Raw genomic sequence first — 25,333 nt, forward strand, 5'->3', positions numbered from 1 at the left:
TCCATTACTGTATATTTTTCATTTCCTGCAGCATTTCATCGGTAAGATCCATGGTATTGATTCCAATAACCGGAGAACGCAGCTCACGCCAGTCACCGATCCCCAAAGAATCATACTCCATCCCCCGAATATTATCCACAGGATCTGCAATAATCAGACTAAGATGATGAATGATTGCCAACTTGGCTGCCCTGCCGGAAATATCATCAAAAATTTTCTGCCTTAAAAGTTTTATTTCCGTCAGCTTAATTTCCAGTGCAGCCCTTTTCTTTGCCATATTCATCTTTTGCTGTATAGGCTGTAAAGCATCATTAACCGCCTGGGTGTTGCGGTCCTGTACCTGCGTCATGTGCTGTATTGCTTCCATCTGGGACTGATTTCTTATGGTATCCCTTTCAGCAATCATCCTGCGTCGTTCTTCTCCAATTTCTGCTTCGACCTGCTGTTCAAAACGGGCCTGCTGGGCCTCCAGTAATTCATTTTGCTTTTGATTGCGTTCTTCCTTGAGCTGTTTCCATTCGGCTTCTATGGCCTTTTTCTGATCATCACTCAATTCCAGAACTATTGCATTATCAGCCTTGAGCTGGAGATTTAATATCCTGTTCCCATACTCTTTGTCAATCGCATCACGCTCCTGATCAAACAGTGGCTTCATTCTTTTGTATATTTCATCAGAACGGGCCTGCAGCTCCTCCATCTTCTGAGAATGTCTGGTAATCATCTCCAGATTGGTCTTTTGCCGGGCCTCGTCATCAAAGAGCTTTTTCTCTGCATCCATCTGTTTCATGGTGAATTCAAAATTATCAAGGCTGACTTGCGCTGACAGACTGGCTGCCTCCCGCATCATGGTCTGTAGCTTTCCATAATCACGATGGGACCTGATCAAAGTCTGCATATCCAAAACCCCGATTTGTGGCTCATCCTGCTGGGGGTGGGAATCATTATTTTTGAAGAAAAGGAAAAGAACCACTATAACAATAACAGCAATAGTGGCCATACCAGCACCCAAGTACTTCGTTCTTAAGCTGTTATTTTTCTTTTCTGCATTACGCTCCTCAACAGCCATAAGAATCCCCCTCTAGTAATAAAGTACCGAGCACCTACTGTGCTCGGCACCAAAATAATTATATTACAGACAAAAATTACTTATTCAGCTTCTTGATAACATCCTGAGTAAGGTCAGTACCGCCATAAACAACAGCTTCCTTATTCAGAACTACGGTGATACCCTTTGCTTCAGCAACCTCTTTTACGGCTGCATCAATCTTCTGGCGGATAGGCTCCATCATGTCGTTGTGCTGCTGCTGAAGGCGCTGCATGGTCTGCTGATAATACTCCTGCTTCTGCTGATCATTCATATTAGCAGACTTTTCTTTAAATTCAGCCTCTGCATCCTTTGCCAGCTTTTCCATCTGGGCCTGTACATCAGTATAATCCTTAAGGGCACCAAACTGCTGATAATCAACTACGCCAACATTTGAAGATGCTGCTGCAGAAGCGATGCTGTTATTGGACTGTGATAATGCCAGTGCCACAACACTGCCTACAAATACCAGTGCAATAAGCACGCTGATAATCTTAACCTGAGTTTTCTTTAACTGAATCATATTTTTCTCCTTCTTTTCACTTAGAATATACGCTGCTGTCCCCCATGTCCTATTTCATTGAACACGGACAAGCCAGCCACATAACTGCACTTATTATAACAAACTCTCATTGTTCATTCAATAAGATAATTAAAAATAACCTATAAATCGCAACCATTTATCATGATTATCCATTGCACATTCCACACTTAAAAAATCGTGAAGTTTATAGCGCAGGGCAATCTCGTTAATCGAGTTTTTCTCCCGGTATTCATACAAAACAGACCACCGACCGGTAAGGTCATATTGCAGGGCGCCTTTCCAATACTTATCCTTGATATCATAACGGACATGCCCCCTAAGACCTGGAAGCAGGTCCCTGTAATAACCAATATCCCAGTTCCAATGAGCATGCTGCGGGAAAAAATCCAATAGGGTAAATACTCCATCACCATTATTGAATTGTTTGCCAACAATGCCGCGAACCATAACTCCACTATCATTTTCACGATCATCCCTGCTGTGACCGATTTCGGCCCGCCCTTCAAACCGCAGGAAATATTTATCAGAATTAGACCTGCTCATTACACCCATGCGTTCTTTTGGAATAATGGTCACCGTAGTATGGACACCCCAGCTTCTGGCCCCTGAAGTATCATCCACACGCCTTTCCAATAGCTGTTGAATGACATCCTGATGTCTGCTCACAAAAGCCACCGGTACACCAACAAACATATCGGCACCGTCCTGCATATTTTGCCGCTGTGTCAGCAACGCTGCATTTGGCAATGTATCAGAACGCATACTTAAATCAACGGTCCTCACCACAGGCAGCAAAGGATAAATATCTATGAATACCTTTGTATCCTCATCTACCGACAGTTCAAAATCAGCCCTGAATTCAGGTGCCCTCTTGGCCATAAACTCATTCAGCCGATGCTTAACAACACCATTTGACCAGTCCACTGCTGCTACCGGCAAATCCAGAAGCAGGTCATCAAACAAAGTGTCAATACCGGATATATCCTTCATCAGCAGTTTTTCAACCTCTTCAGGCATACCTATAATTTTAGTTTCAACAGAAAGCTTATCTATCCTGTCATTCCAGGATAGCAGCTTCACCGAAATTTTCAATGAGGAATCCGCTGTTATACTTGCTCCCTCAACGGTATATCCCACCAGAACCTTATCAAACACCTGCCGGATAATGTCTTCATAATGGGTCTTCCGTTGCTTTACTTCCTGAACAGTATGACCTTCCAAAAGCTGCACGCCAATTGCCTGCACGCTTTTTTCCATCCGCACCTTTACATCGGTAGGTATGTGGATATTACCATATACCTCAGCAGAAACCACCTCTACTCTGGCACCTACAGGACCGGAGGCTGCCTGACAGCTCCCACTGCCTGGCATACAGGTAATAGCCAGCAGTAAAAGCAGCCTGATGGAAAACCTTATGAACTTGGTATGGTCTATAAATACGGCAACCATCAGAAGGATGTTCCAATATTAAAGTGCACTCTGTTGCCCTGAGAGCCGTGACCCAAATCAAGGCGTATAGGACCTACAGGCGTATCAATCATCATTCCCACACCTATACTGCTGTGGAAGTGCTTAGGGAGCCAGCCATTATTCCAGGCAGCACCATGATCTGTAAAGATAGCACCCTTCATTTTGCTACCCAGAGGGAACCTGAATTCAATGGTTTCCAGGAACATACTGTTACCACGGAACTGATCATCACGGTAACCACGGATGGAATCCTGACCACCAAGACGGAACTTGGCGAATTCAGTCAAATCACTTGTAGAATGACCATAGGAGGTATGGAACGCCAATATCTGATTGCGTCCGACCTTTCTGTAAACAGCATCATCAATGGTATACTTCCAATACTTGAAATCACCGCCAAGTCCTGCCCATTCAACACCCAGGGCCACACTGTGCCCGGAGGTAGGATACATGATGTTATCCCTTGTATCTGTAGCATGGGTAAAGGTAATAGATCTGGTAAGGCCGAAATTCTTATTGCGCCAAGCAGCATAGTCGGAAGTACTGCGATCTACAGAGCCGCTCTTATGCTGATCATAAGTATCCTTCTTGTTGCGGAAATAAATGCTGTTTGAAGAATACTCACTCTGTGGACGGGTAAAACCAAACTCAAAGCCGGAAGCCTTACGGAGCATTTCCTCCACCAGGCTACCACTTTCATTATAGTCATTATAAACATAAGTACGGTTATACAGTCTGATTATTCCCGATGTTTCCCGCTTATCCAGCCATGGGCGACGATAGGAAAATGACCATCCACGGGCATCCTTGGAGTCACCACTCATGGTGAACACCAGGTTTACAGCATCTCCAACACCACGGAAATTGGTATCACCGACGTTTATCATTCCGATAATACCGTCTGATGTACTATAGCCGGCACCTACACCAAAGGTTCCGGTATTTTTCTCTGTAATATCAATCTCCAGGATACACGCATTTGGCTCGACTCCTGGGATTGGCTTCATATCCACGGATTCAAAATAATTCAGGTTGGTAATGCGCTGATAGCTGCGCACCATATCCTTCTTGTTCAATGGCTTACCCACCACAGTACGGAGCTCACGCAAAATAACCTTTTCCTTGGTCTTTTTCAGGCCCTTGATTTTATAGCCTTCCAAAACACCTTCATTAACCTCAATACTTAATGCGCCATCATCACTGATACCCATGTCATGAACCTTGGCCATGACATAACCATCCTTGGCGTACTTTTTCTTTATGGCAGCCATATCCTCCTGCAGGGCATGTCTGTTAAGTCTGTCACCTGGCTTGAGCTGCATGACACCCAGCAAGCTGTCTGTGGATTCAATGGATGTATTGCCCTTGATCTCAATTGACTTGACTATAGGTGTGGAAAACACATGATAAGTCAGCACAACACCTTCAGGAAGCTCCTTGAAGCTTGGGTACAAATCATAGAAATATCCTGTATCATAAATATTATTGGCATCCTTGGTGAGCATATCAATGGTTAATTTATCGCCCACCTTACTGCTTAATGATGCCTCAGCAGTTTTGATTACATCATCTGTAATGCCTTCAAATTCGATAGCCATAATAGTCCGCCCGACCAAACGCTGGGCTGCATTGGTAACAGTGGCATCCGAAGGTCTCTTTGCTTCCCATTTGCTCCTTGCCAGGGCGGATGCACCACCAACCTCATTATCATTAGCTGCAGGGGCGTTATTGGTTACTGCAGCAGCTTTTCCTGCCTCATTAGTCTCTGCAGGAGCTGCCGGAGCTTCACTTGTCACAGCCGGCGCATCAGCCACCGTCTCTGCACTGGCAGTCTGAACCATGGTAAAACTAGTCATTACAGCCAAGGCACAAGCCAAAGACCTATAATTCTTTTTTGAAAGCTTTGAACTAAATCTCAAAGAAAATACCTCCCACATTCTTTGTCTATAGAAATCTCTAAAATAATTAGATTATTCCCTCAATGTTTTTCCTGCAGACTGCATCAGCCTCTGCATATCAGCCTCAGGAAGTTTCCCCGCCTGATTTTCCGGCGGCTCGTCAACTTTTACATCTCCCGAGGCACTGGATGATTCACTCTTTACAGCAGATGCTTCAGGACTCACCGGTTTGATTTCATCCACAGTCCCACTCCCTGCCCCGGAAGGCAATATCACATCTACCTGAATTCTTTTATCTGCATCCTTAACAATTACATTTTCCTGACCGCCAACACTTTCATCAGCAGTCACTGGTATATCTGCACGATTGTAATGCAGAAATAAAATATAACCTGCGCCTATCAATATAGCCAAAAGCAAAGGAGCTGTCCGCAACAGCCATTTTTTCCAGGCACACCTCATTTTGGTCTCCTGTGCATGCTGCAGCTCAGCCTGAGCCAACATCATATCTAAATCACTGCGCACGTCATTTTCCTTATCTATGGAATTTTCCGCGCGTCCCAGCCAATCCTTTGCAGCTGATATATGTTTTCTTACCTTTTGCCGTCTGTTCATATTTGCCTCCTAAAGCTCCTATGAATAAAGTTACACATATCACTTCAGAATAAAATGGCAAATTAACGAATTTTAGCTTAAATTTCCCAATATTTTGAAAAATTCTTCTGTTTCCTACCGTAATCAGCTTATTTCCAATTATGCATAAATTTGGACAACATCCCCCTGATACGGCGGACACCACTTTTTTGCAACCTGTATATATGGGCTGTACTGACATTCATCATATCAGCCACGCTCTTGACATCCTTGCTGTGTACATATACCTGGTCAAGAACCAGCTGCTCCCGGGTAGGAAGTCTGTCCATAGCCTCCATGACAATATCAGATGCGGCATGAATCTCGGCTATTTCCGGCACGGAAGTCCCCGTATCGGCCAACATATCCAAAAGAGAGCCCCCGGATTTCTGGTTGTCCTCCAAGCAGGCAATATCAGCTCTACCTTCCTCCTTCAGAAACCGATACATCCTTCCCCTTATGCGGAAGACAGCATACAAGCTGAACGCCACCCCCTTATTGGGGTCAAAGCTCTCAACCGACTCAATCAGACCCACCGTTCCTTCCTGGATAACATCCATGATGTTGTCTAATGAACGGAAGGGAAGTGCTGTTCTGAAAACAAGGGGCTGATAGGCTTCAATCAAACGGCTGCGGGCATCCATATGGTGATTCACCTTAAAATCATGCCACAGCTGTCTTTCAACATCAGGTTCCAGAATTTTTACCTTATTTAGTTCCTGAACATAATCTGCCAAATTCATAGTTCTTACCTTCTAACACTACGATAGCCCATATTATCCCTGTATATCTTCTCATCATCCACATCACTTCTCGGCGATGCCGTTGAGAATCGGAATTGTGCCTTTAATCCAAAAACATTGGCATTCTTTTCATCCCTGTAATATGCAAAGCTCATATTGTCATTCAGCTCATATTCAAAGCCGGCCCTGTATTTATCAGAGTTAATGCTCTTGGTATACTGCAGCATAAACCTGTCAGTTATCTCCTTACCCATCTTGATATTATACACTTCGAAATAATTTTTGTCGCCTGTTTTTTCATCACCAAATTCAGTGGTATCCCGTTCTACGCTGAACAAGTCCAGATTAAGAACATTTCTCATGGCAGTTTCCACCTCTGAGAGGATAGTCATCTGCAGGCCAACACTGAACATGGAGGAAAATTGACTGCTGTCACTTTTCTTTGAATTGTATTCACTGCGCAGGGTCAGCAGCTGTATAATTTCCTTTTCAGACATTGCCGGTGATGACATGAGTCTGAACTTCATGTTCTCCACCGGTCCTGACAGGCTGGCAAAAACCCTGGTATTGCTAATCTTTGTACCTGCCTTCAGGCTGATGGACGGCAACAGTGTCTCAAAGCGATCAAATTTAATAACACCCTCAACCACATTAAATGGAGTTTTCAGATAAGTAATGGTCCCCTTCTTGACAGTGATGGCCCCGCTGGTTTTTGGCTGTAGGGTAGTACCGCCAAAATGAGCACTTCCAACCAATCGCAGGTCACCCAGATTGGCACTGACAAACCTCACACCCTTGCCCAGCTCAACATCATAATCCAGGGCTACCTCAGGCATATCTGAACTGTCGTCCAACAAAGGTGGCGTTGACAAAACAACATTTTCCAGGAACAGCTTACCGGAAATTTTTGGTATTACCCTTTCCTCCAGCTGCTCATCCCCTACCATACCAGCAGGCATTTTCACGCTGTCAATCTGGACTGTACTGTTTAAAGCCCCTTTGAAGAAATTGCTTTTTACATTTAATCCGTCGGAATCGAAAACAAAATGGTAATCAACAGGCTTAAGCCCATCAAGGGTAACATAGCCTGACATGGAATAACTGCCCTTGCCCATGATACCAACACATTTTTCCAGTGTAATATTATTTCCCATGAGCATAATCTTCATGGAAGCATCAGTCACCGGTTTTTCAATCCCTTTTATCTTGTAGGCACCATCAGGTATCGTAACTATCCCCTCAAAGCACGGATGACTCAGGGTTCCGGTTATTTTTACCGAACCATCGGTGCTACCCACAGCCCAATCAATATAGTTGGAAATTGTCGGCAAGAGACTCAAATCTGCATCCTCAAGAGAAATGTTAAGATTGAGCTGAGCCTCATCATCCTCATCATCAGTCAATAATGCCCGTATAGGCATTTCTCCGGTTATCAGTACCTTATTATCTGTTTTTCCCACCATTTTACGGGCAACCAGCTTATCAACTATCCTGATTGTCTTGTCCTTTACCAGGAACTTGCCTGTCATGGTATCCAGCTTAGCCCCATGGGCACCAAAATCTGTTACCAGCAGATCTATCTGGGCAACCGGATTGTCCAGCTCCCCTGCAGCTTCCAGATGGCAGTCTATTTTTCCATCAACAGGGCTGGTATATCCTGCAGCCCCTGCCACAGCTCCTGCATCAATCTGAGACATATCCGCAGTGAGGGATATATCACCATCAAGGTCAACGGTGCCCAGCGCGGTAAATTTACCCGTCTGACCTTCCTGACCTGACAGACTGGAAATTGTTATCACCCTGTTTTCCATGATGGCCTCACATGCCACATCCGTAAGGGAGTAATTCCCCAGCTTCCCATCATCCAGATAAGCTGACATACTGACACTTGGGTTATCAACAGTACCGCTGACATTAAAATTACCATTCAGCTTGCCGGTAACCTTGTTGTCCTTCCAACCGCCCATAGCCACCAGAGATCTTATATCCCCTCGGATAATCTGAACATTACCGCCAATCATGCGGTAATTCATATTATACTCGGCATTCAAAGTATATTTTCCGGTCCCCTGTTTCATATACATATCGGAGAAATAAACAGTATGATTTCTGTAATCTATATTTCCTGATACATCGTCAAAGCTCTCACCACGGATACTCAATGATTTGGAGGCTACCGTACCATGGAAAAATGGTGATTTTATATTACCTGTAAGCTGACCCTCAAAATCAAAAAGTCCAGTAATTGGAATTGGCAGCTTATTGCTAAAGGCATCTATATCCATCCCCCTGGCAACCAGCTTTATGTTCATGTCGCCATTAGAATTAACAGTCCCGTTATCAATACGCCCAATAATGCCCGGAGAAACAATATTTACATCCTTCAGGGTGAGCACATCATCCTTGTAATCGTATGTCCCCTTGATGCTCTGTATAACTATTTCACTGTTATAGGATCCCAAATGATAATCAAACTGCCCTGTAAGCACAGGATCATCCAAAGTACCTGTTATCTTTATGATATTATCAACATTACCGGTTAACGGGAAATCAATCCCCATGGACTTGAGCATGTTTTCCATGCGGGCATTTTGTGTCACTACCTCCAGGTTTACGCCTTTCTTACCCATAAAGCCCATTACACCCTTGACGCTCCACCTGTTATCCTCGCCATGCTCCATGACAAAGTCAGATATCTTGATTCCCCTGAGGCTGCCACCAGCCTTGCCATGAAGCCTGTCAAATGGCTGACTGAAAATACTTCCATCCCGTGCGGCAAAAGAGGCCTTCACCTTCGGGTCATCAAAAGTTCCCTTGATATGTCCCTTTATATCTGCATAGCCGGAAATATCAATCTTTTCATCGATTGCCCTGGCCATGGACATATCCAGTCCGGCACTATAAAAATCAATGTCCAGCCCCTGATTGGCAATAATATCCCCATGAAGACCCAACTCACCACCGGTGGCAAAAATCAAGCTGATATAATCAATGTGAATATTATTATTTTCATATATAAATGATCCGTCAAGCGCTGTAGTCTCAATGCCATTCCAACCCATATCAGAAGACTTCACGGTCCCTACCGCCTTGGTCCCTGCAATGTTATTAATATTTCCATCCAAAAGCACCTCACCGGATATTCTGCCTGATATTCCGGACAAAGCAGGCAGCACATTGTCCAACTGCCGTGGTTCAATACCGGCCACCTCCGCCTTAACGGCAAAATCACGGCTTTTAGCATCAAAATTGCCAACACCAGTAACACGACCACCAAAAACATCAGCGCCGAACTCATTGACAGCTATATTACCCTCATCATATCTCACCTTGGCCGTGCCGTTATGGAAGCTGTATCCATCTACACTGCCCTCATTTATTCCCACAAGGGCATCCACAACAGGGTTAGTTGCATCTCCTACCACCCTGGCAGAGAATTTCACCGGACCACTATAAGGAATATCTGCAATCAAAACACCTGGCTCAAAACCATCTGATGCCACTGTCAAATCCAATATTGGACGGCCCTCGACCAGCTTCACCTTTCCTTTGGCCGTTGCCTCCTGCCCGGAGGTGGAGGCGCGCATAAACACCTGTGCCTCTTTTTCATCAAATAAAACCAGTCCACCAATGTCCTCCACCCTGGTATCCAGGATAGTCACATGGCCATCTCTTAGCTCCAGTTGCCCGGTATAATAAAGATCATCTTTGACCTTTTCCCCGGAAACCATAAGGCTTGTCACATTACCGGAAATATCCCTGACTATGTCCTCAGGAATAATTCCGGCAGGAATCATTGGTACATAATTAGCCAAGGCTACATCATGCAGCTCCACATCAAAGGTCTCCCTGGCCCCGCCGATACTGGCAGTCAGTCTCATATCCGCGCCCTGGTTTTTCCCGGAACCTTCCAGCCTTATTGCAGGATAGCCATCGAAATCAAGATTGGCATTCAGGTCCTCCAGCAGCGTCTCCTGCCCATTAATGCCAAGCAACAGTGAACTATTGGTGATATGTACCTTTCCAACAAATTTGTTCTCACTGGGCTCCTCCGATATAAGGTCAGAAAAATTCCAGCTGCCGTCACTTCTCTGGCGAACAGTACCTTCCACTCCATCCAGATATACATCACTTATACCTTCAGCAGGAGAATCCTTAAGCATGCCAAAAATACTGAAACCAACTTTGGCATCAGCAACCTTGGCAATAAGCTCATTCTGTTTATCGTATACGGATATATCCTTTATCTCTACCGTATTGAAGGCATCCACCCGCACCAGGCCGATATCTACCCTTGTCTCCAGCACATCACTGGCTGTGGCAGCAGCATTTTCAGCTGCCATGGCCATAAAACTGCTGCTGGAGGAAAGATACCAATATGATGCCGCCAGTACCAAAGTGATACACCCAACTAAAATACCGACCAATCGCACCAGCTTGCGGTCCATTTAGTGTCCCCCTAAAATAAATGCCACGCAAAATAGCGTGGCATAATAATTAAACTTGTTCAGCGCTAACAATCACTCCGCTGAAGTCCAGTCGAGTTTACCCATTGAATAGCAGAGCCTCATTCTCCCAAGAGGAAACAGCTCCCCCATCCATTAACACCGGATAAAATTATTTATACAGCATATTTCCATTACAGTATATCATAAACCTCTGGACACTATATAAAAATTAAATTAATTTTTCGTTTCACTAAGCTTGAATTTATCAATATTGGTATCAACCATAATACCCATGGCCCTATCCAAATCAGCCTTGCTGCTGTTGTATTGATAAAGGGCATTGTAATAAGTGCTCTGGGCCGAGGTAAGTTTTTCTTCTGCATCCATTACATCAAGATTAGTACCTACACCAGCTGTATATCTTACCTGGGCAATCTTATAATCCTCTTTGGCCTTTTCCACTGCTACCTTTGCAGTGTCAATACTCTGAGCAGCAGAGGTCAGGTTCAGATATGCAGTCCTTACCTCCAGATCCCCGGTTTCGCGGGTACTCTGGGCAGCCTCCTTGGCCTTGGCAATAGCAGCCTTGGACTGATTTACCTTGGCCTGGGTCACATTGTTGTCAAAAATATTCCAGGACACACCAAGCCCCATATACCAGGAATTCTGGGAAAAATAATACTGATTTTTCTCATCATCACTGCCAAAAGGCTTCTCGCCAACTATTGTCTTGGATACCTCAGCTTGCACCTTGGGCTTTGTCCCGGCACCGGCAATTTCCTTTTTCTCTTCGGCAATCTTTACCTGATAATCGGCGACCAAAATATCAGGGCGGTTATCCCTGGCATATTGGGTACACTCATCGAGGGAAATCTCATAGGGAATATACCCCAGTTCATCTTTAGGATTCAGCTTTGTATCAGCCGGCAATCCGATTATATTGTTCAATTTTGATATGGCAATATTATAGTTGTTCTGGGCAGAAACCAGTTTCAGCTGAGCATTGGACAGCTGTACCTGGGATGCCAGCACATCCGTTTTAGCCACAGTTCCCACACTGTATTGAGCATTAACATTTTTTAAATGCTCTTCAATAGTTTTAACGGAATCCTCAGACACCTTTATCATGTTACGGCAATTCAGTGCGTTGAAATATGCAGCCTGAGTGCTCGCCTTAATTGCCTGCTTGGTTGCCTCCAGGGAAATTTCACTGGCATTCAGGCCCAAATCAGCTGCACGCATTGAAGCCTCAAGCTGACCACCTGAATAAATAGGCATACTTACAGATACAGTATTCAGGAAAAGTGAATTGACATCGTATGCACTGGAAGCTCCACCTACGCGTCTTGCAGCACTTGTCCAGGACAAGGAAGGCCCACTGTAACGCCGTGCCTCATGACGGGCCCATACAGCTGAATCATAATCAGCCATAGCAGATTTAATTGTATGATTATTTTCCAAAGCTATGCGCACACAGTCTTCAATATTCACATCCATGGCATCAGCAGCCATTACAGTAGTGGACACGGACAGGGACAAAAGACCACTAAGCACCATTACTGATAATTTCTTATAATTAGCATTCATCATAAAGACAAACCTCCTCAGAGCATATTCTACATTACAAATATGAAAAAAATATGAATCAGAAATCCCTTCTAAGGCCAAAATATGTAGCCCGTTTATCCCCTTTATTAATGTCATTGACCTGGGTAAAAAGATATGTATCCTTGGCTATTTCAAACTGAAGCCTTGATTTCAGCCTGAATTCATTTGGATCAAAGGCATCCACCGACAAATGTACCTTATCGCCGCCAAAGAGGTCCACCCCCATACCGGCCTTGCCCTCAATGACACCGACACGCCCACCAAAGGCTCCTGATCGCATACCTCCTTGCAGATCCAGGTTATTACCCTCACCTATATCATTAATACCAATCTTGGCGAAACCATTGCCACCGTTTGAGATACGCAGATCAAAGTCCGTGGCCCAATGCTTGTTATCATTGGTACTATACATGGTTTCAACCCCTGCTTTCACCTGGATATCGGTGACCTTGGACATCATTTTATCTGCCTTTTGAGTCAGCTTACTGGTATTGCTGAGTATATTCTTCAAATCTGCCGCAACTGCCGGGTCAGTGACAACCCCCTCCAGGGAGGCAGCCATGTTGTTAAGACGCCGGCTTGATTCTGACAGATTATTAATGGCTTCTTTTAAATTTTCCGCAGTCCTGCCGTCTCCATTAAATGTATTGACCATCGATTCCACGCTGTTTGAAGCCCTGGCCAGACTACCAGTCATCAAATTGAGGTTCCTGGCCATATTACGCACATCATCCTGGCTGGATACAGCCACATTAGCAAGAGTAGCACTCAGAACATTGATATTGGCCGTTACATCCCGTATATTACTGGAAATATCCTTAAGGGCCAGCTTGGTGTCTTCATTGCCAAACACATCATTAAGGTTACTCAACAGCTGATGAACCTGATCCAGCGCGCTGCTGATACTGACCATAACATTATCAATACCCGTTTCAGTCATCCCGTCCACATAATCATCAGGCTGATAACAATCCGACATATCACAGTCACTATGTGGAGTAATATTGATAAATTTTGCCCCCATAACGCCATTGGAGGTTATGGAAAAAGACGATTTACGGGGAATCTGTACCTTGCCATCAATCTTTACCCGTACCAAAACTCCGGCACCATTTGGTGATACTACTTCGACACTCCCTATGGGAACACCTGCATAAGCAACATTATCCCCGGGAACCAGGCCTATAGCCTGACTGAAATTTACATATAGGTTATATCCTTTATCATTGCCAAAGCTGAAATTGGTTAAGAAAACAAATACTGCTATTACCAGGGCGAGTCCCCCAAGAGTAAACGCCCCGACCTTGACCTCCGTACTCAAGCCAACACCCCCTATTCAATATATAAATCCTGCAGAAAGGCTCTTACTCTAGGGTCCTTCAGCCGTCTGAAATTATCAACAGTGTCTATTGCTATGAGCTGGCCCTCATACACCATGGCAATCCTGTCAGCGATTCTTATGGCACTACCCATATCGTGGGTGACAACCACAGAGGTTACCCCCAGCCTTTTCTGAGTAGAAATAATCAATTCATCTATCTTGTTGGTCATAATCGGGTCAAGTCCCGAGCTGGGTTCATCGTAAAAAATAATTTTGGGACCAAAAGCTATGGCCCTGGCCAAACTTACACGCTTTTTCATACCACCTGACAGCTCATCAGGCATCATGTCCTCTGTACCTGGCAACCCAACCAGATTCAGCTTTTCCTGTACGATTTCCATTATGTGTGCTTCACTGAAATCCGTATGTTCCCGGAGTCCAAAGGCCACATTATCACCTACTGTCATGGAATCAAACAAAGCCGAATATTGGAACACCATACCCATATGCAGTCTGACACGGTCCAGCTCATGTTCCTTCATGGTAACCAAATCCCTATCCTCCAGCAATATCTTACCACTGGTAGGCTTAATAAGTCCAATCATAAGTCTCAGGAGAGTACTTTTTCCGGAACCGGAACCGCCAATTATAGCCAATGTCTCACCATCAGCTATCTCAAGATTAATATTGTCTAACACCAGTTTGTTGTTATATGCCTTACAGACATCAATCAGTTTAATCATAAAACCACCATCAATATAGGAACATGGACAATAATACATTAAACATAAATATGACCACAATGGCACTTACCACTGATCTGGTAGTCGCTTTACCAACTCCTTCAGCACCATCCGGGGCATTCATGCCATAATAACAGCCCAAAATTGCTGTTACACCGCCAAATGCTGACGCCTTGACCAAGCCACCCAGCATATCATTCAGGGCAACATAAGTACTGATTGAATTGACATATACATATGTAGATATTCCGGAATAAAATTTTGCTACCAGCCAGCCGCCAGCCACTCCAATAAGGTCCCCATATATTGTAAGCACCGGGACCATCAGCATACAGGCCAACATCCTGGGCACTACCAGATAACCGATTGGATTTGTCCCCATAACCCGCAGGGCATCAATTTGTTCTGTGACCTTCATAGTACTTATTTCTGCCGTCATTGCTGAACCCACACGGCCTGCAGCCACGACTCCCACAAGTACCGGTCCCAACTCACGGCCGATAGCAATGGCAACAATCCCACCGACGGTGGATTCAGCCCCCATTTTGATAAACTCATTGGCTATCTGCAATGTCATTACCATGCCGGTAAATGTTAAGGTAAGGGATACAATTGGCAACGAATCCACACCCAAATGGGACATCTGGTTCACCACATGTCTCAAACGGATTTTCACCGGCAGCTGCTTGATTGCTGCTATAAACAGCAGCATAACATCACCGACAAAATATAACAGCTCCAATACAGAAGCGCCAATCTTTTCAAGAAACCTGACAAACATCCCTGAAGCCCCCAACCTAGTCAAAATCCATCACCATATCAGTTTAATATCGGAAAGCTGCCATCAATTTTTCTTTTCAACCACCTTGATGGTACTATGAACAACATTATCTATAATATAATCTGTGGTATATCTGGATACAGGCTCAGCTGCCGGCTTCACTGCCTCTGGCTTTTCACCACTTTCCAGGGCTTTTTTTGCCTGCTCCTCAGCTTTTTTTGCCTGCTTGATAGCCTGCTTTATAGCTTCCTTTTGCTGGGCCTCAGTCATAGGCGGAGCCACCGCAGGTTCGATGATAATTTCATTATTGCGGTTTGCGTCCACCATTTTCTTTAATATAGCTTCTGTTGTCACGGATTTGTCGGCCTCAAGCTCTTCATCCCCGCCCTGCTGGGCCAACAACAGTTTCGCAACATTTACCAGACCACCACCGTGAATATCCAGGCTGAGAGTGCCGGGAAGCTGGGTTTTGGATACTGTATATGGTACATCCATCACCTGCTTTTCACTGCGATACGGTTTAATGGTAACCTTAAAGGACAGCTCCTCTCCAGGTGTTACCTCCGTCTTGGACGGAACAGCCGATAACAGTGATGCAGTCTTTCTTTTTCCCTCAATAAAGACATCCACCTTGATATCAGTAATATCAGCCTCTCTGTCCTTGTTGTTGCAGATGGCATTCATTACCTCTGTCAGCTCACTGATTGCAGGCTTGCCCACATCAGCTGCATTATAGAACATATTATTGCGCTCCACCAGGGAATTTTCAGCGACACTGGTACGCACGGCAAAATTTATCCTGGCAGTTCCGCCCATTTCCCTGTTAATAGTCTTGCCAAGAGCATCATAAACCATGGCTGTGGAAAGGGCCGGCACTAATTCCTCGTCATAGGCAACCATTGAATTATATGTAACGGATTTCGCCAGGTCTACATCATTTACGGTAACCCTGACCGGCACATTTTGTGGGAACTCCCCTAAAATACCGGCAATACCGGCTTCCCTGTCCTGATTGATACGCCCGATCAAGGAGGTATTGGAGCCCAACTTCATTCCGTCCAACGGACCGTGCACCGTAGATATAACATTGGATCCGGTCATAAAATAATTAACATTCCCCCTATGGGAAAAAGGATGTCCAAAGGCCAGAATCCGCTTGCCATCCACAGCAGTGACAGTTCCTATAGCCCCTATACTATAATCTCCAACAGCCGCGGCCACTCCAACTGCACTTCCTGGTTCCAGGCTTGCATCATATTCAACAGTGTTTGCCCCGGCAAAGGAATTCCATTCAGATACATTCTTTATATCAAAGCCCTTACTCTGAAGATCCTCCCGCACGAAATCAAGCCCACGCTGGGTGAACCCTGATGCCACAAGCACTGTTTTTTCATCAACAGCCTGAGAATCAATATCTGTAGTATCAGCAGCCTGCTCCCCACCATCAGTTGCCTGAGGTGAATTATCAGCAGATTGATCCCCAGATTCTGCAGCATTGCCATTTTTATCATTATCACCTGAATTATCAGCCGGCATTTCACTCTCATCAGGAGATTGATAATCCTCCCTGAGATTATCTGCCAAATTTGGATTATGCCATGTGGATTTCAGGTTATCCGCCAGATTTGGATTATTTACCTCCGGGAAATGCTCAGGATTTATTTCATTCAGGGCAATCTTAATGTCCTTTACCTTCTTATCAAATTCCTTTTTTTCCTTTTCCGCATCTTCACGGCTCTTTTTGATATCCACCTGTGGCAGGGAAGTTTTGTTTTTGTAATCAGGATAATCCCAGATTTTTACCATATCAGCAATAGGTGTTACCAAAATTCCCTTATTGATATACATATCCTTTATACTGGCAGATAACGCTCCCACCAGTTTTCCATCTATGTAAATCGGGCTGCCACTCATACCTGATATGGCACCACCGGTTTCCTCTATCACCGGGCCGGAGATATCAATCAATATTCTTGGTGAGCTCATCTTGCCGCCACCCATCCGGCCTGTAACCTTAACATCAAAGGAGCGGATCTCGCCACTCTGGTCAATTACGGTATATCCCTTGCCGGTCATCCCAGGCGTTACATCATCAATATTTATTGTTTCCGGCATGGCAGCATAACAGACTGTTACCGCAGCAACAGCAAAAGTCGTACACAATGCCAGTACATTTTTCTTTAACTTCAATCTATATAAAAATTTTCTCACTCAATCACCTCATAGAAGAACAGCTTAACGAATATATTATAGCCTATCCTCAAGAAAAACAACAGTATTATCCCACCATTGTTCAAATTTTACCACTGTCAAAGCCACGATTGGTGGATATCCTTCACCGATTCACGCGTAACACTCATTTACTTTCTTACAACAATCAGCGCATTTCCTATACTCCGCTCAGCTCCACCGGAAGGTTTGCTGATAATCCGATTGTTCAGGACCATCTCACTTGATCCACCGCCATCATAATTAACTCCCTGTACTGCACCAAATTTTTTTAGCAGCTGGGCAGTTTCAGACAGACTGCTGCCAATACTATGACTCTGGCGGCCATCCACTACCATCAGCAGTATATGACCATTCTTGGCTATCCCCAATGCTGTCCTTGGAGCTCTGCCATTCACTATGTTACTGGCTATATTCTCCTCCGCAGCGGTAATACTCACCTGTCCATCCTTCAAAAGCTGCGGTCCGGCACCGTAAAAATCATCACCATCAGCTATCTCATCACCAAAGGATTCACTAATAACAGCCCGATCTCCCTTTCGCACATCGGCAAACAGCGCCTGGGATTCTCCATGCACAGACACAACGACTCCATCCTCAGGAATAACACTGTTTCCCTTATTAACTTCCTGAACCATGCCCTTGCTTATGACATATTCACTGCCATATTCATTGGTTCCGGTAGTTGCACCATACAATCTGTTATAAAGCACAATAGAATCCTTTCCCCTTGGGGCATTAACCCCCCAAAAGGATATACTCCTGCCATTTACGGTAACAGTCCCGGAATAGCTTGCCTTGCCAACAGCATATCCACCATTTTTCTTTTTGATAAGTCCTGCCCTTGTCTCGGCTCCCATACCGGCAGTCAATCCATCTATTCTAACATCGCCAATCAGGAATTTATCAAAGAAATCAAAATATCCACCATTGACCCCGGCCACAGCGTTATTGCGTCTTACAATATCAGTGAGGCGCCCATAGCCAGTGGTAATCTGGCCCGTAGGCAAGGCCATCCGGACATCGAATTTATTGGGATCTATATCCAGCAAATAAGCCGTAAGCATTCCCCTGGAATCGAAGCGTACATATTTTTTCTGTACCAGTCCGGCTTCTACCTGTGTCGTTTTTTCATCTTCATACTCATTAGTCAGGTCCACAACTATCCTATCAGGATTTTTCAGGGTATACACCTTGACCGGAACAGCCGCCTTCATATCGACAATAAGCTGCAGTGTATCACCATATTTGCCCAATATCATGTCCTTAAGTATCCCCCGGGTTGAGGCTGGGGCCTCTTTCAGGGAAGTATACATTCCATCTATATTTATTACCAGGCGGGTATTATTATTTTCAAAAAAATACTTGTATTTTTTAGCCCCACTGAGATCCAAAACTATCCTGGTGGTTTCCCTGGTCCCGCCTACGCGTATGTTCTTCAGCTCTGTGCCCTGCAGCTGTGAACTGACCACAGCCGGCTTTTTGGCAGCCGCAGCCATTACATTCTGCGCACTGTAATTATATGTAATTGTCATAACAGCCATTGACATGGCCACAGCCAATATTTTTGTCTTATTCATAACACTATATTCCCCATTCAAAAGGGCTATTGCGCAAAAACGCAACAGCCCCTATCATTTTATTTACGCTTTTGTAGTATCCTAGCTTTTCTTCAATCTATGCTGCATAGCTCTTTCTTCCAGGTCATTTCTGGCCTTGTCCTCCAAAGTAAGCTGACGATACAAAACATCCGCCAGTCCTACGCCACCGGCAGCAGCCATGTTATTGACCATTTCAGTATCAAGCATGTCCTGCAGTATCTTATCGGCATTTGAATTACCAAACAGAGTATTTTCAGGCACCGTATTGCGCATTTCCCGATACATGATATTCATGAACATGGCCTCAAAGCCCTCACAGGCCTTGCGAAGCTTCTTGTCGTAGGCTAGCTGTTCGGCAGTCTTTGCCTGGGTTTCCCCCGTGGCATCAGCATTTATATGTTGCTTTGATTCCATGCTCTCGGTCGCCTGCTTCAGCTGCGCGGCGAAGCTCTCAGCATCAGATACCGCCTTGGCGCCTTTATCATTTGCCTGTTGAGCCAATACCCAACTGCTGTTTATGTTATCAATCTGCATAATCGATCACCTGCTTAGATAATTTCCAGTTCAGCATGTAATGCTCCGGAAGCCTTAATGGCCTGTAATATCGAAATAATATCCCTTGGTGTGGCACCTACTGAATTCAATGCTCCCACAATATCATTAACATTGGCTGTAGCCGGCAAAACGATGGAATTGGCCTTTGCCTCTTCAACCTCTGTATCCTCAGATTGGGTAACAACAGTGTGTCCCAAGCTGTAAGGAGCTGGCTGATCCACTTCAGTTTCCTTGGAAATCTTAATACTCAGACCGCCCTGGGTAATGGCAACGCTGTCAACAGAAACATTACCACCCATTACGATGGTACCGGTACGCTCATTTACTACCACCTTGGCCACATTGTCAGGAGTAACATATATATCCTCAAGGCTGGCCACAAATCCCACCACATCATTGCGATAATAAGCCGGGACTATGACATCAACCCTGCCTGGATTTGCTGCCTTGGCAATGCTGCCATACTGCCGGTTGATGGCCTCTGCAATACGGCTGGCAGTGGTAAAATCAGCCTTGGACAATGACAGTGAAAGATTATTGCTGATGGAAGCCAGATCATCCTCCACAGTTTTCTCTACAATAGCACCATTTGGTGTCGTACCAACCGTAGGAAAGTTCTTTTGCGCAGTCCCGTTACCACCTCTGCCGGCAACAAAACCTCCTGTAGAAACAGCTCCCTGAGCTACAGCATATACATTGCCATTAGCAGCCTTCAAAGGAGTCTGTATCAAGGTTCCCCCCTGAATACTGGTAGCATCACCGATAGAGGATACCGTAATATCGATATTATCCCCCTCACGGACAAACGGTGGCAATGTGGCCGTGACTATAACTGCAGCAACATTTTTAGGCTTAAGGCTGCTGGTATCTATTGATACCCCAAAAGCCTGCATCATATTGCCAATGGACTGCATAGTCTGGGTCATCTTATTGGAATCACCAGTTCCCTGCAAACCAACCACCAGGCCATATCCCACCAACTGGTTGGAACGAACTCCCTGTACCTTGGCAATATCCTTTATTCTTGTGGACGCACTGGCTGCAAAAACCATGCTGGTAGTCAGCATACAGATACAGGCCACGACTGTCATTATTTTAATAATATATCTCATGAGTAAGCCTCCGTATAGCACATCAGAACAGAATATTGAATATCTGGGTAAGAATACCCTGTCTCTGCTTGGCATTCAACGGCCCCTTACCATCAAACTTAAGTGTAGCATCAGCTACCTTGCTTGACAGTACAGTATTTTTATAAGAAATATCATCTGAACGGACAATTCCCCTCAGAGTAATCTTGTGTTCATTTTTATTGTTCCAAATGGATTGTGTCCCTTCCACAACCAGGTTGCCATTAGGCATTACCTCCACCACTGATACGGTGACAGTACCTGTTGCCTTATTGGTATTAGTGGCACTACCGTTAGCCTTGAAGCTGTCAGAGCCGCTGGCACTGGCTGCTGCCAAGAAACCAAAAATACCGGTACCGGCACTCAGGCTTTGAGATCCTGATTTGGAATTCGAGCTGTCCTTTGTAGTCGAAGTACTGGCAGACTCACTAATGAGAATGGTCAATATATCTCCCACCTCTGATGCTTTACGGTCGGTGAATATATTGCGGGGCGAATCATTCCACAGGCTCACTGCACCAGCAGTTCCCGGAAGGCATATGCCCATCTGCACAAACATCACACCTGCCAGAAAGACAGACAAAATATATTTCATAAAGCTCACCCGCCTCCATACAAACAACACCATGTTATGCAGCAACCTCAACATTGTTTTCATCGATTACCTTGGCTCTTAAAATACGCCCGGATGTTGTATTTTTTACATTTATGTACCTGTTCTTACGGCCGTTCTCCATGGCCACGCCCTCTGCAGTGACCATTATGCCGTTGACCTCGGCTTTGATATTCACCTTGGTCCCATGAAGAATACAAATCGGATATTGAATAATATTGCTGTTTAAAATCTTGCCCTGACCAATGCCCTTGACAGGAACCAAACCGACGACCTGATTAACATCCGTAAAATACTTCCAATTGGCCCCGGTATCCTCCCGCTCCTCGAGTCGAACATCCGCAGCTGTAATCACCTGCTCCTGCCTCAGCTGCCTGGTAGCAACGACCATGTTGTCATATACACGAATACGCATTGAACAGCGCACCGTGGAATATTTTTTACCATTCACCAGCACATCAAGATTGACCTGTGTCCCCCTGGCAAACCTGATTCCGTTAGGAATGCTGCCTGCATAAGTAATTTCCCCCAACGGGAGTCTCAGCCCGGCAGGGACAATAACGGATTCAATGGTATATCTCCTGGTTTCACCAGCCTCCAGCAAGGCCTCCTTAATGCACTTTTCAGCCTGCTGAATAAAATTTTCCCGAAGCACCACCTGGGGAAGCTGTTCTGTAGGCTGTACTACGACAGGCGCCCCTTCCGACATGGACAATGGCATGAAAAAAAGCAGTGTCAGTAAGATTCTAATCAACATTTTCATCAGCGCTTCAGGCCATTGGCAATCTCAAGCATGGAATCCGATGTAGTGATGGCCTTGGAATTTGATTCATAAGCACGCTGAGCAACAATCATATTTACCATTTCATCAACAATCTGCACACTGGACATTTCCAGGGCACTCTGTATAAGAGTACCGGTGCCGTCTACACCAGGATTGTTCGGTATAGGCTCACCGGAAGCATCCGACTGTACAAAGAGATTCTTGCCTACTGCAGTCAGACCGGCAGGATTCAAAAATCTTGCCAGAACAATCTGTCCCACCACATTGGAGGCACCGCCTGCAGGTGTATCAGAAACCACACCGGTAGAGGAAATTGTTATGGAATCACTAGGTGCATTGGCATCAAACTGCACATTATCAGTTAACTGATAGCCCTCACTGGTTACCAGATTGCGGTTAGCATCAATCTTAAAGGAACCATCCCTGGTATAGGCAGTAGTTCCATCCGGCATAAGCACCTGGAAGAAACCGTCACCTTCTATGGCAATATCAGTAGGATTATCAGTGGTCTGAATATTACCCTGGGTAAAAATTCTGTTGGTAGCAGCCAGTCTGGACCCAAGACCAATCTGAAGCGGAGTTGGGAAAGTAGTACCATCGCCGCTTTCAGCACCGGCAGCCCGCAGGTTCTGATAAATCAAGTCCTGAAACTCTGCTCGCTGCGCTTTGGCACCAGTGGTGTTTACATTGGCAATATTATGCGAAAGAACATCCATCTGCTTCTGCTGTCCCTTCATTCCTGAAGCGGCAGACCACAATGATCTCATCATAAGGCAAGTCTCCCATCTAAAACAAAATACTTCTTAACAATAAAATATCGTAAAAACATTTAATATACTTAATGATTTCATTAAAATTCCATTAGGATTGTACTCTATCAAACCCCACGGCCCACTTCATTAACAGATTTGTCAAGCATGGTGTCCTGGGTGACAACAGCCTTGGAATTCGCTTCATAGGCACGATAATTGGCAATAAGATTAACCATCTCGGAAACGACATTGGTATTTGAGCGTTCCAATATCCCCTGTTGAATCTCGCCATTGGCATTCATACGCCGTGCCCCTTCAGGAGCACGATAGAGGTTGCTCCCCTGCTTGACCATGGCAGCGTCCCCGCCCTCAAACTGAAACAGTCCTATACGGGCTACCGGCACGCGGTCAGCAGAAATATTGCCTGTTACGCCAATTACAACATCAGCTGTTTCGGCCGGAATATCAATAGGGCGTCCCCGGTCATCCAACACATTATACCCATTGACATTGACCAACCGCCCATTGGCTGAACGATAAAAGTTACCATCCCTGGTATACCGCTGTCCCTGAGGGGTATCTACCAAAAAATATCCTTCGCCGGAAATGGCCAGGTCAAAAGTATTTCCGGTAGTCTGAAATGCCCCCTGGGAATGGTCGGTTACGATTTCATCCACACTGGAACCCAGTCCCAGCTCACCGATTACCGGAGCACCATTATTAAGGGAAAAACCCTTAAAGGTAGTTACATCCCGCTGTTTCACAGATAAATCATCGATCCTGTGCATCAGCATAGGCTCAAACTCACTACTTACCGCATCATCCCTCTTATATGATGTAGTATTGGCATTTGCCAGGTTATTGGCAATAACATCAGTACGGCATGATTCTGTAATCATACCTGTAGCAGCTGTATACAATCCGCGCCACATAAAATTTCCCCTCCCTCACATCGGGTAACATCTATTTTTTATTCCAAAATGACATGGACTTTTTGTTGTCCAGCTTATCTATATTGTCCAGTGCCTTACCGGTGCCAAGCACCACGCAGGAAAAGGCATCCTCAGCAAGGCCTACAGGAATCTTGGTTTCCTGGTGCAGCAGCTCATCCAGCCCATAAAGCATGGCTCCTCCACCGGTAAAGACAATCCCTCTGTCCATAATGTCCGCAGCCAGCTCCGGAGGGCATTCCTCCAGCACGCGCTTGACACAGGCGACAATTTTGTACACCGGGTTCTTTAATGCCTCGGCCACCTGATCGGTGGTAATTTCCACAAGCTTTGGAAGCCCTGACAGCAAGTCCCTGCCCTTGACCTCCATCTTGCCATTCCTGGCACCAGGATATGCAGCCCCCACTGTAATTTTTATATTTTCAGCAGTACGCTCACCTATCATCAAATTAAAATTGCGTTTAACATAATCAATAATGTTCTCATCAAAGGTATCTCCGGCAGTCTTTATACTGTCACTGATAACTATGCCCCCCAGGCTGATCACTGCCACATCGGTAGTTCCGCCACCGATATCGATTACCATTGAACCACATGCCTCGGAAATATCCAGCCCGGCACCCAGGGCGGCTGCCAAAGGTTCCTCAATCAAAAAAGTCTTCCTTGCTCCGGCCTGCTCTGCTGCCTCCTGAACGGCCCTCTGTTCAACCATTGTCACCCCGGATGGAATGCAAATCATAATACGGGGACGAAAAACGAAGCTATGGCCTATCACTTTTTCTATGAAATACCGCAGCATGGCTTCCGTGATATCATAATCACAAATCACCCCATCCCGAAGCGGGCGGATAGCCACAATATTTCCGGGAGTGCGACCGATCATCCTTCGGGCTTCTTCACCCACCGCCAACACACGATTGGTATCACGGTCAACTGCCACAACAGACGGTTCTCTTAAAACAACACCCTTACCCTTTATATACACGAGAACATTTGCTGTTCCCAGATCAACGCCAATATCCATTGACATGCCAAACATCAATACATCTTCCTTCCTATTCATACCGATACATTATAACTATATAATAAATAGAACAAGTTTACAATAAAAATTTCCTTATAATAATTATGGAATTTTTTCTTTATAAGCCACACAATCCATTGTATTTAAAGGCAGGAAGTCGTACTGTTCACAGTGATTTCATAACAATTGGCTTCGAAAATTAGGGCAGAATACCCAATGGCATCCCTCATGTTCTCCGCCGGTCCACAAGATTAAATACATCACTTCCCCTCAATGCACATAAAAAGGGGCTGTCGCACTAAGAAATTAGTCGGCAGTCCTTTTTTGTACAAAAAAATAAGAACGCAGTCTCGCAAGACCACGCTCTTGGTGTAAAATATAAGTATGCACAAACAAAATATTTTACGCAACAATTATATGAC

At 45.0% G+C, this 25,333-nt stretch carries 20 protein-coding genes; all 20 read right to left on the minus strand.

Annotation, left to right across the window (positions count from 1 at the left end; all coding sequences use genetic code 11):
• Positions 1-4 precede the first annotated feature (4 nt).
• Positions 5-1,066 carry a hypothetical protein gene (locus K6C05_RS05030; protein WP_296731996.1) on the minus strand — a complete coding sequence of 354 codons (1,062 nt, stop codon included), beginning with the start codon at positions 1,064-1,066 and terminating at the stop codon, positions 5-7.
• A gap of 76 nt (positions 1,067-1,142) precedes the next feature.
• Positions 1,143-1,607, minus strand: coding sequence for an OmpH family outer membrane protein (locus K6C05_RS05035; RefSeq protein ID WP_296731997.1), 465 nt, complete (start codon positions 1,605-1,607; stop codon positions 1,143-1,145).
• Between the two features lie 129 nt (positions 1,608-1,736).
• Positions 1,737-3,077, minus strand: a complete 1,341-nt coding sequence (locus tag K6C05_RS05040; protein WP_296732000.1) for an acylphosphatase — start codon at positions 3,075-3,077, stop codon at positions 1,737-1,739.
• Positions 3,077-5,017: a BamA/TamA family outer membrane protein gene (locus tag K6C05_RS05045; RefSeq protein WP_296732003.1), complete on the minus strand. Its 1,941-nt coding sequence runs from the start codon at positions 5,015-5,017 to the stop codon at positions 3,077-3,079. The genes K6C05_RS05040 and K6C05_RS05045 overlap by 1 nt, the downstream gene beginning before the upstream one ends.
• 51 nt (positions 5,018-5,068) lie before the next feature.
• Positions 5,069-5,611: a hypothetical protein gene (locus K6C05_RS05050; protein WP_296732006.1), complete on the minus strand. Its 543-nt coding sequence runs from the start codon at positions 5,609-5,611 to the stop codon at positions 5,069-5,071.
• A 128-nt stretch (positions 5,612-5,739) separates the two neighbouring features.
• On the minus strand, positions 5,740-6,372 hold the full coding sequence (locus tag K6C05_RS05055) for a sigma-70 family RNA polymerase sigma factor (protein WP_296732012.1): 633 nt from the start codon (positions 6,370-6,372) through the stop codon (positions 5,740-5,742).
• 5 nt (positions 6,373-6,377) lie between these two features.
• The gene (locus tag K6C05_RS05060; RefSeq protein WP_296732018.1) at positions 6,378-10,820 is read right to left on the minus strand and encodes a translocation/assembly module TamB domain-containing protein; all 4,443 of its coding nucleotides are present in this window, start codon (positions 10,818-10,820) and stop codon (positions 6,378-6,380) included.
• 234 nt (positions 10,821-11,054) lie between these two features.
• Complete coding sequence (locus K6C05_RS05065) at positions 11,055-12,410, minus strand: TolC family protein (protein WP_296732021.1); 1,356 nt, start codon at positions 12,408-12,410, stop codon at positions 11,055-11,057.
• Between the two features lie 55 nt (positions 12,411-12,465).
• Entirely contained in the window at positions 12,466-13,749 is a 1,284-nt protein-coding gene (locus K6C05_RS05070; RefSeq protein WP_296732023.1) for an MlaD family protein, read from the minus strand.
• Between the two features lie 11 nt (positions 13,750-13,760).
• The gene (locus K6C05_RS05075) at positions 13,761-14,492 is read right to left on the minus strand and encodes an ABC transporter ATP-binding protein (protein ID WP_296732024.1); all 732 of its coding nucleotides are present in this window, start codon (positions 14,490-14,492) and stop codon (positions 13,761-13,763) included.
• 10 nt (positions 14,493-14,502) lie between these two features.
• Entirely contained in the window at positions 14,503-15,273 is a 771-nt protein-coding gene (locus K6C05_RS05080; protein ID WP_296732027.1) for an ABC transporter permease, read from the minus strand.
• A 63-nt stretch (positions 15,274-15,336) separates the two neighbouring features.
• Positions 15,337-17,484: a SpoIVB peptidase S55 domain-containing protein gene (locus tag K6C05_RS05085; protein ID WP_296732030.1), complete on the minus strand. Its 2,148-nt coding sequence runs from the start codon at positions 17,482-17,484 to the stop codon at positions 15,337-15,339.
• A gap of 149 nt (positions 17,485-17,633) precedes the next feature.
• A complete protein-coding gene (locus K6C05_RS05090; protein WP_296732032.1) occupies positions 17,634-19,082 on the minus strand; it encodes a phosphodiester glycosidase family protein in 1,449 nt (482 codons plus the stop codon).
• 81 nt (positions 19,083-19,163) lie between these two features.
• The gene (locus K6C05_RS05095) at positions 19,164-19,637 is read right to left on the minus strand and encodes a rod-binding protein (protein ID WP_296732035.1); all 474 of its coding nucleotides are present in this window, start codon (positions 19,635-19,637) and stop codon (positions 19,164-19,166) included.
• Positions 19,638-19,651: 14 nt separating this feature from the next.
• On the minus strand, positions 19,652-20,770 hold the full coding sequence (locus K6C05_RS05100) for a flagellar basal body P-ring protein FlgI (RefSeq protein WP_296732037.1): 1,119 nt from the start codon (positions 20,768-20,770) through the stop codon (positions 19,652-19,654).
• Between the two features lie 22 nt (positions 20,771-20,792).
• Positions 20,793-21,335, minus strand: coding sequence for a flagellar basal body L-ring protein FlgH (locus K6C05_RS05105; protein ID WP_296732058.1), 543 nt, complete (start codon positions 21,333-21,335; stop codon positions 20,793-20,795).
• 82 nt (positions 21,336-21,417) lie between these two features.
• Positions 21,418-22,158 (minus strand): flagellar basal body P-ring formation chaperone FlgA, encoded by a 741-nt coding sequence (flgA, locus tag K6C05_RS05110; RefSeq protein WP_296732039.1) that lies wholly within the window; start codon positions 22,156-22,158, stop codon positions 21,418-21,420.
• Between the two features lie 5 nt (positions 22,159-22,163).
• On the minus strand, positions 22,164-22,955 hold the full coding sequence (flgG, locus tag K6C05_RS05115; protein WP_296732042.1) for a flagellar basal-body rod protein FlgG: 792 nt from the start codon (positions 22,953-22,955) through the stop codon (positions 22,164-22,166).
• A gap of 107 nt (positions 22,956-23,062) precedes the next feature.
• Positions 23,063-23,869, minus strand: coding sequence for a flagellar basal-body rod protein FlgF (flgF, locus tag K6C05_RS05120; RefSeq protein WP_296732043.1), 807 nt, complete (start codon positions 23,867-23,869; stop codon positions 23,063-23,065).
• 31 nt (positions 23,870-23,900) lie between these two features.
• Positions 23,901-24,926: a rod shape-determining protein gene (locus K6C05_RS05125; RefSeq protein ID WP_296732060.1), complete on the minus strand. Its 1,026-nt coding sequence runs from the start codon at positions 24,924-24,926 to the stop codon at positions 23,901-23,903.
• Between the last annotated feature and the right edge of the window lie 407 nt (positions 24,927-25,333).

This window comes from Anaerovibrio sp. (genome assembly GCF_024697385.1).
Lineage (GTDB): Bacteria > Bacillota > Negativicutes > Selenomonadales > Selenomonadaceae > Anaerovibrio.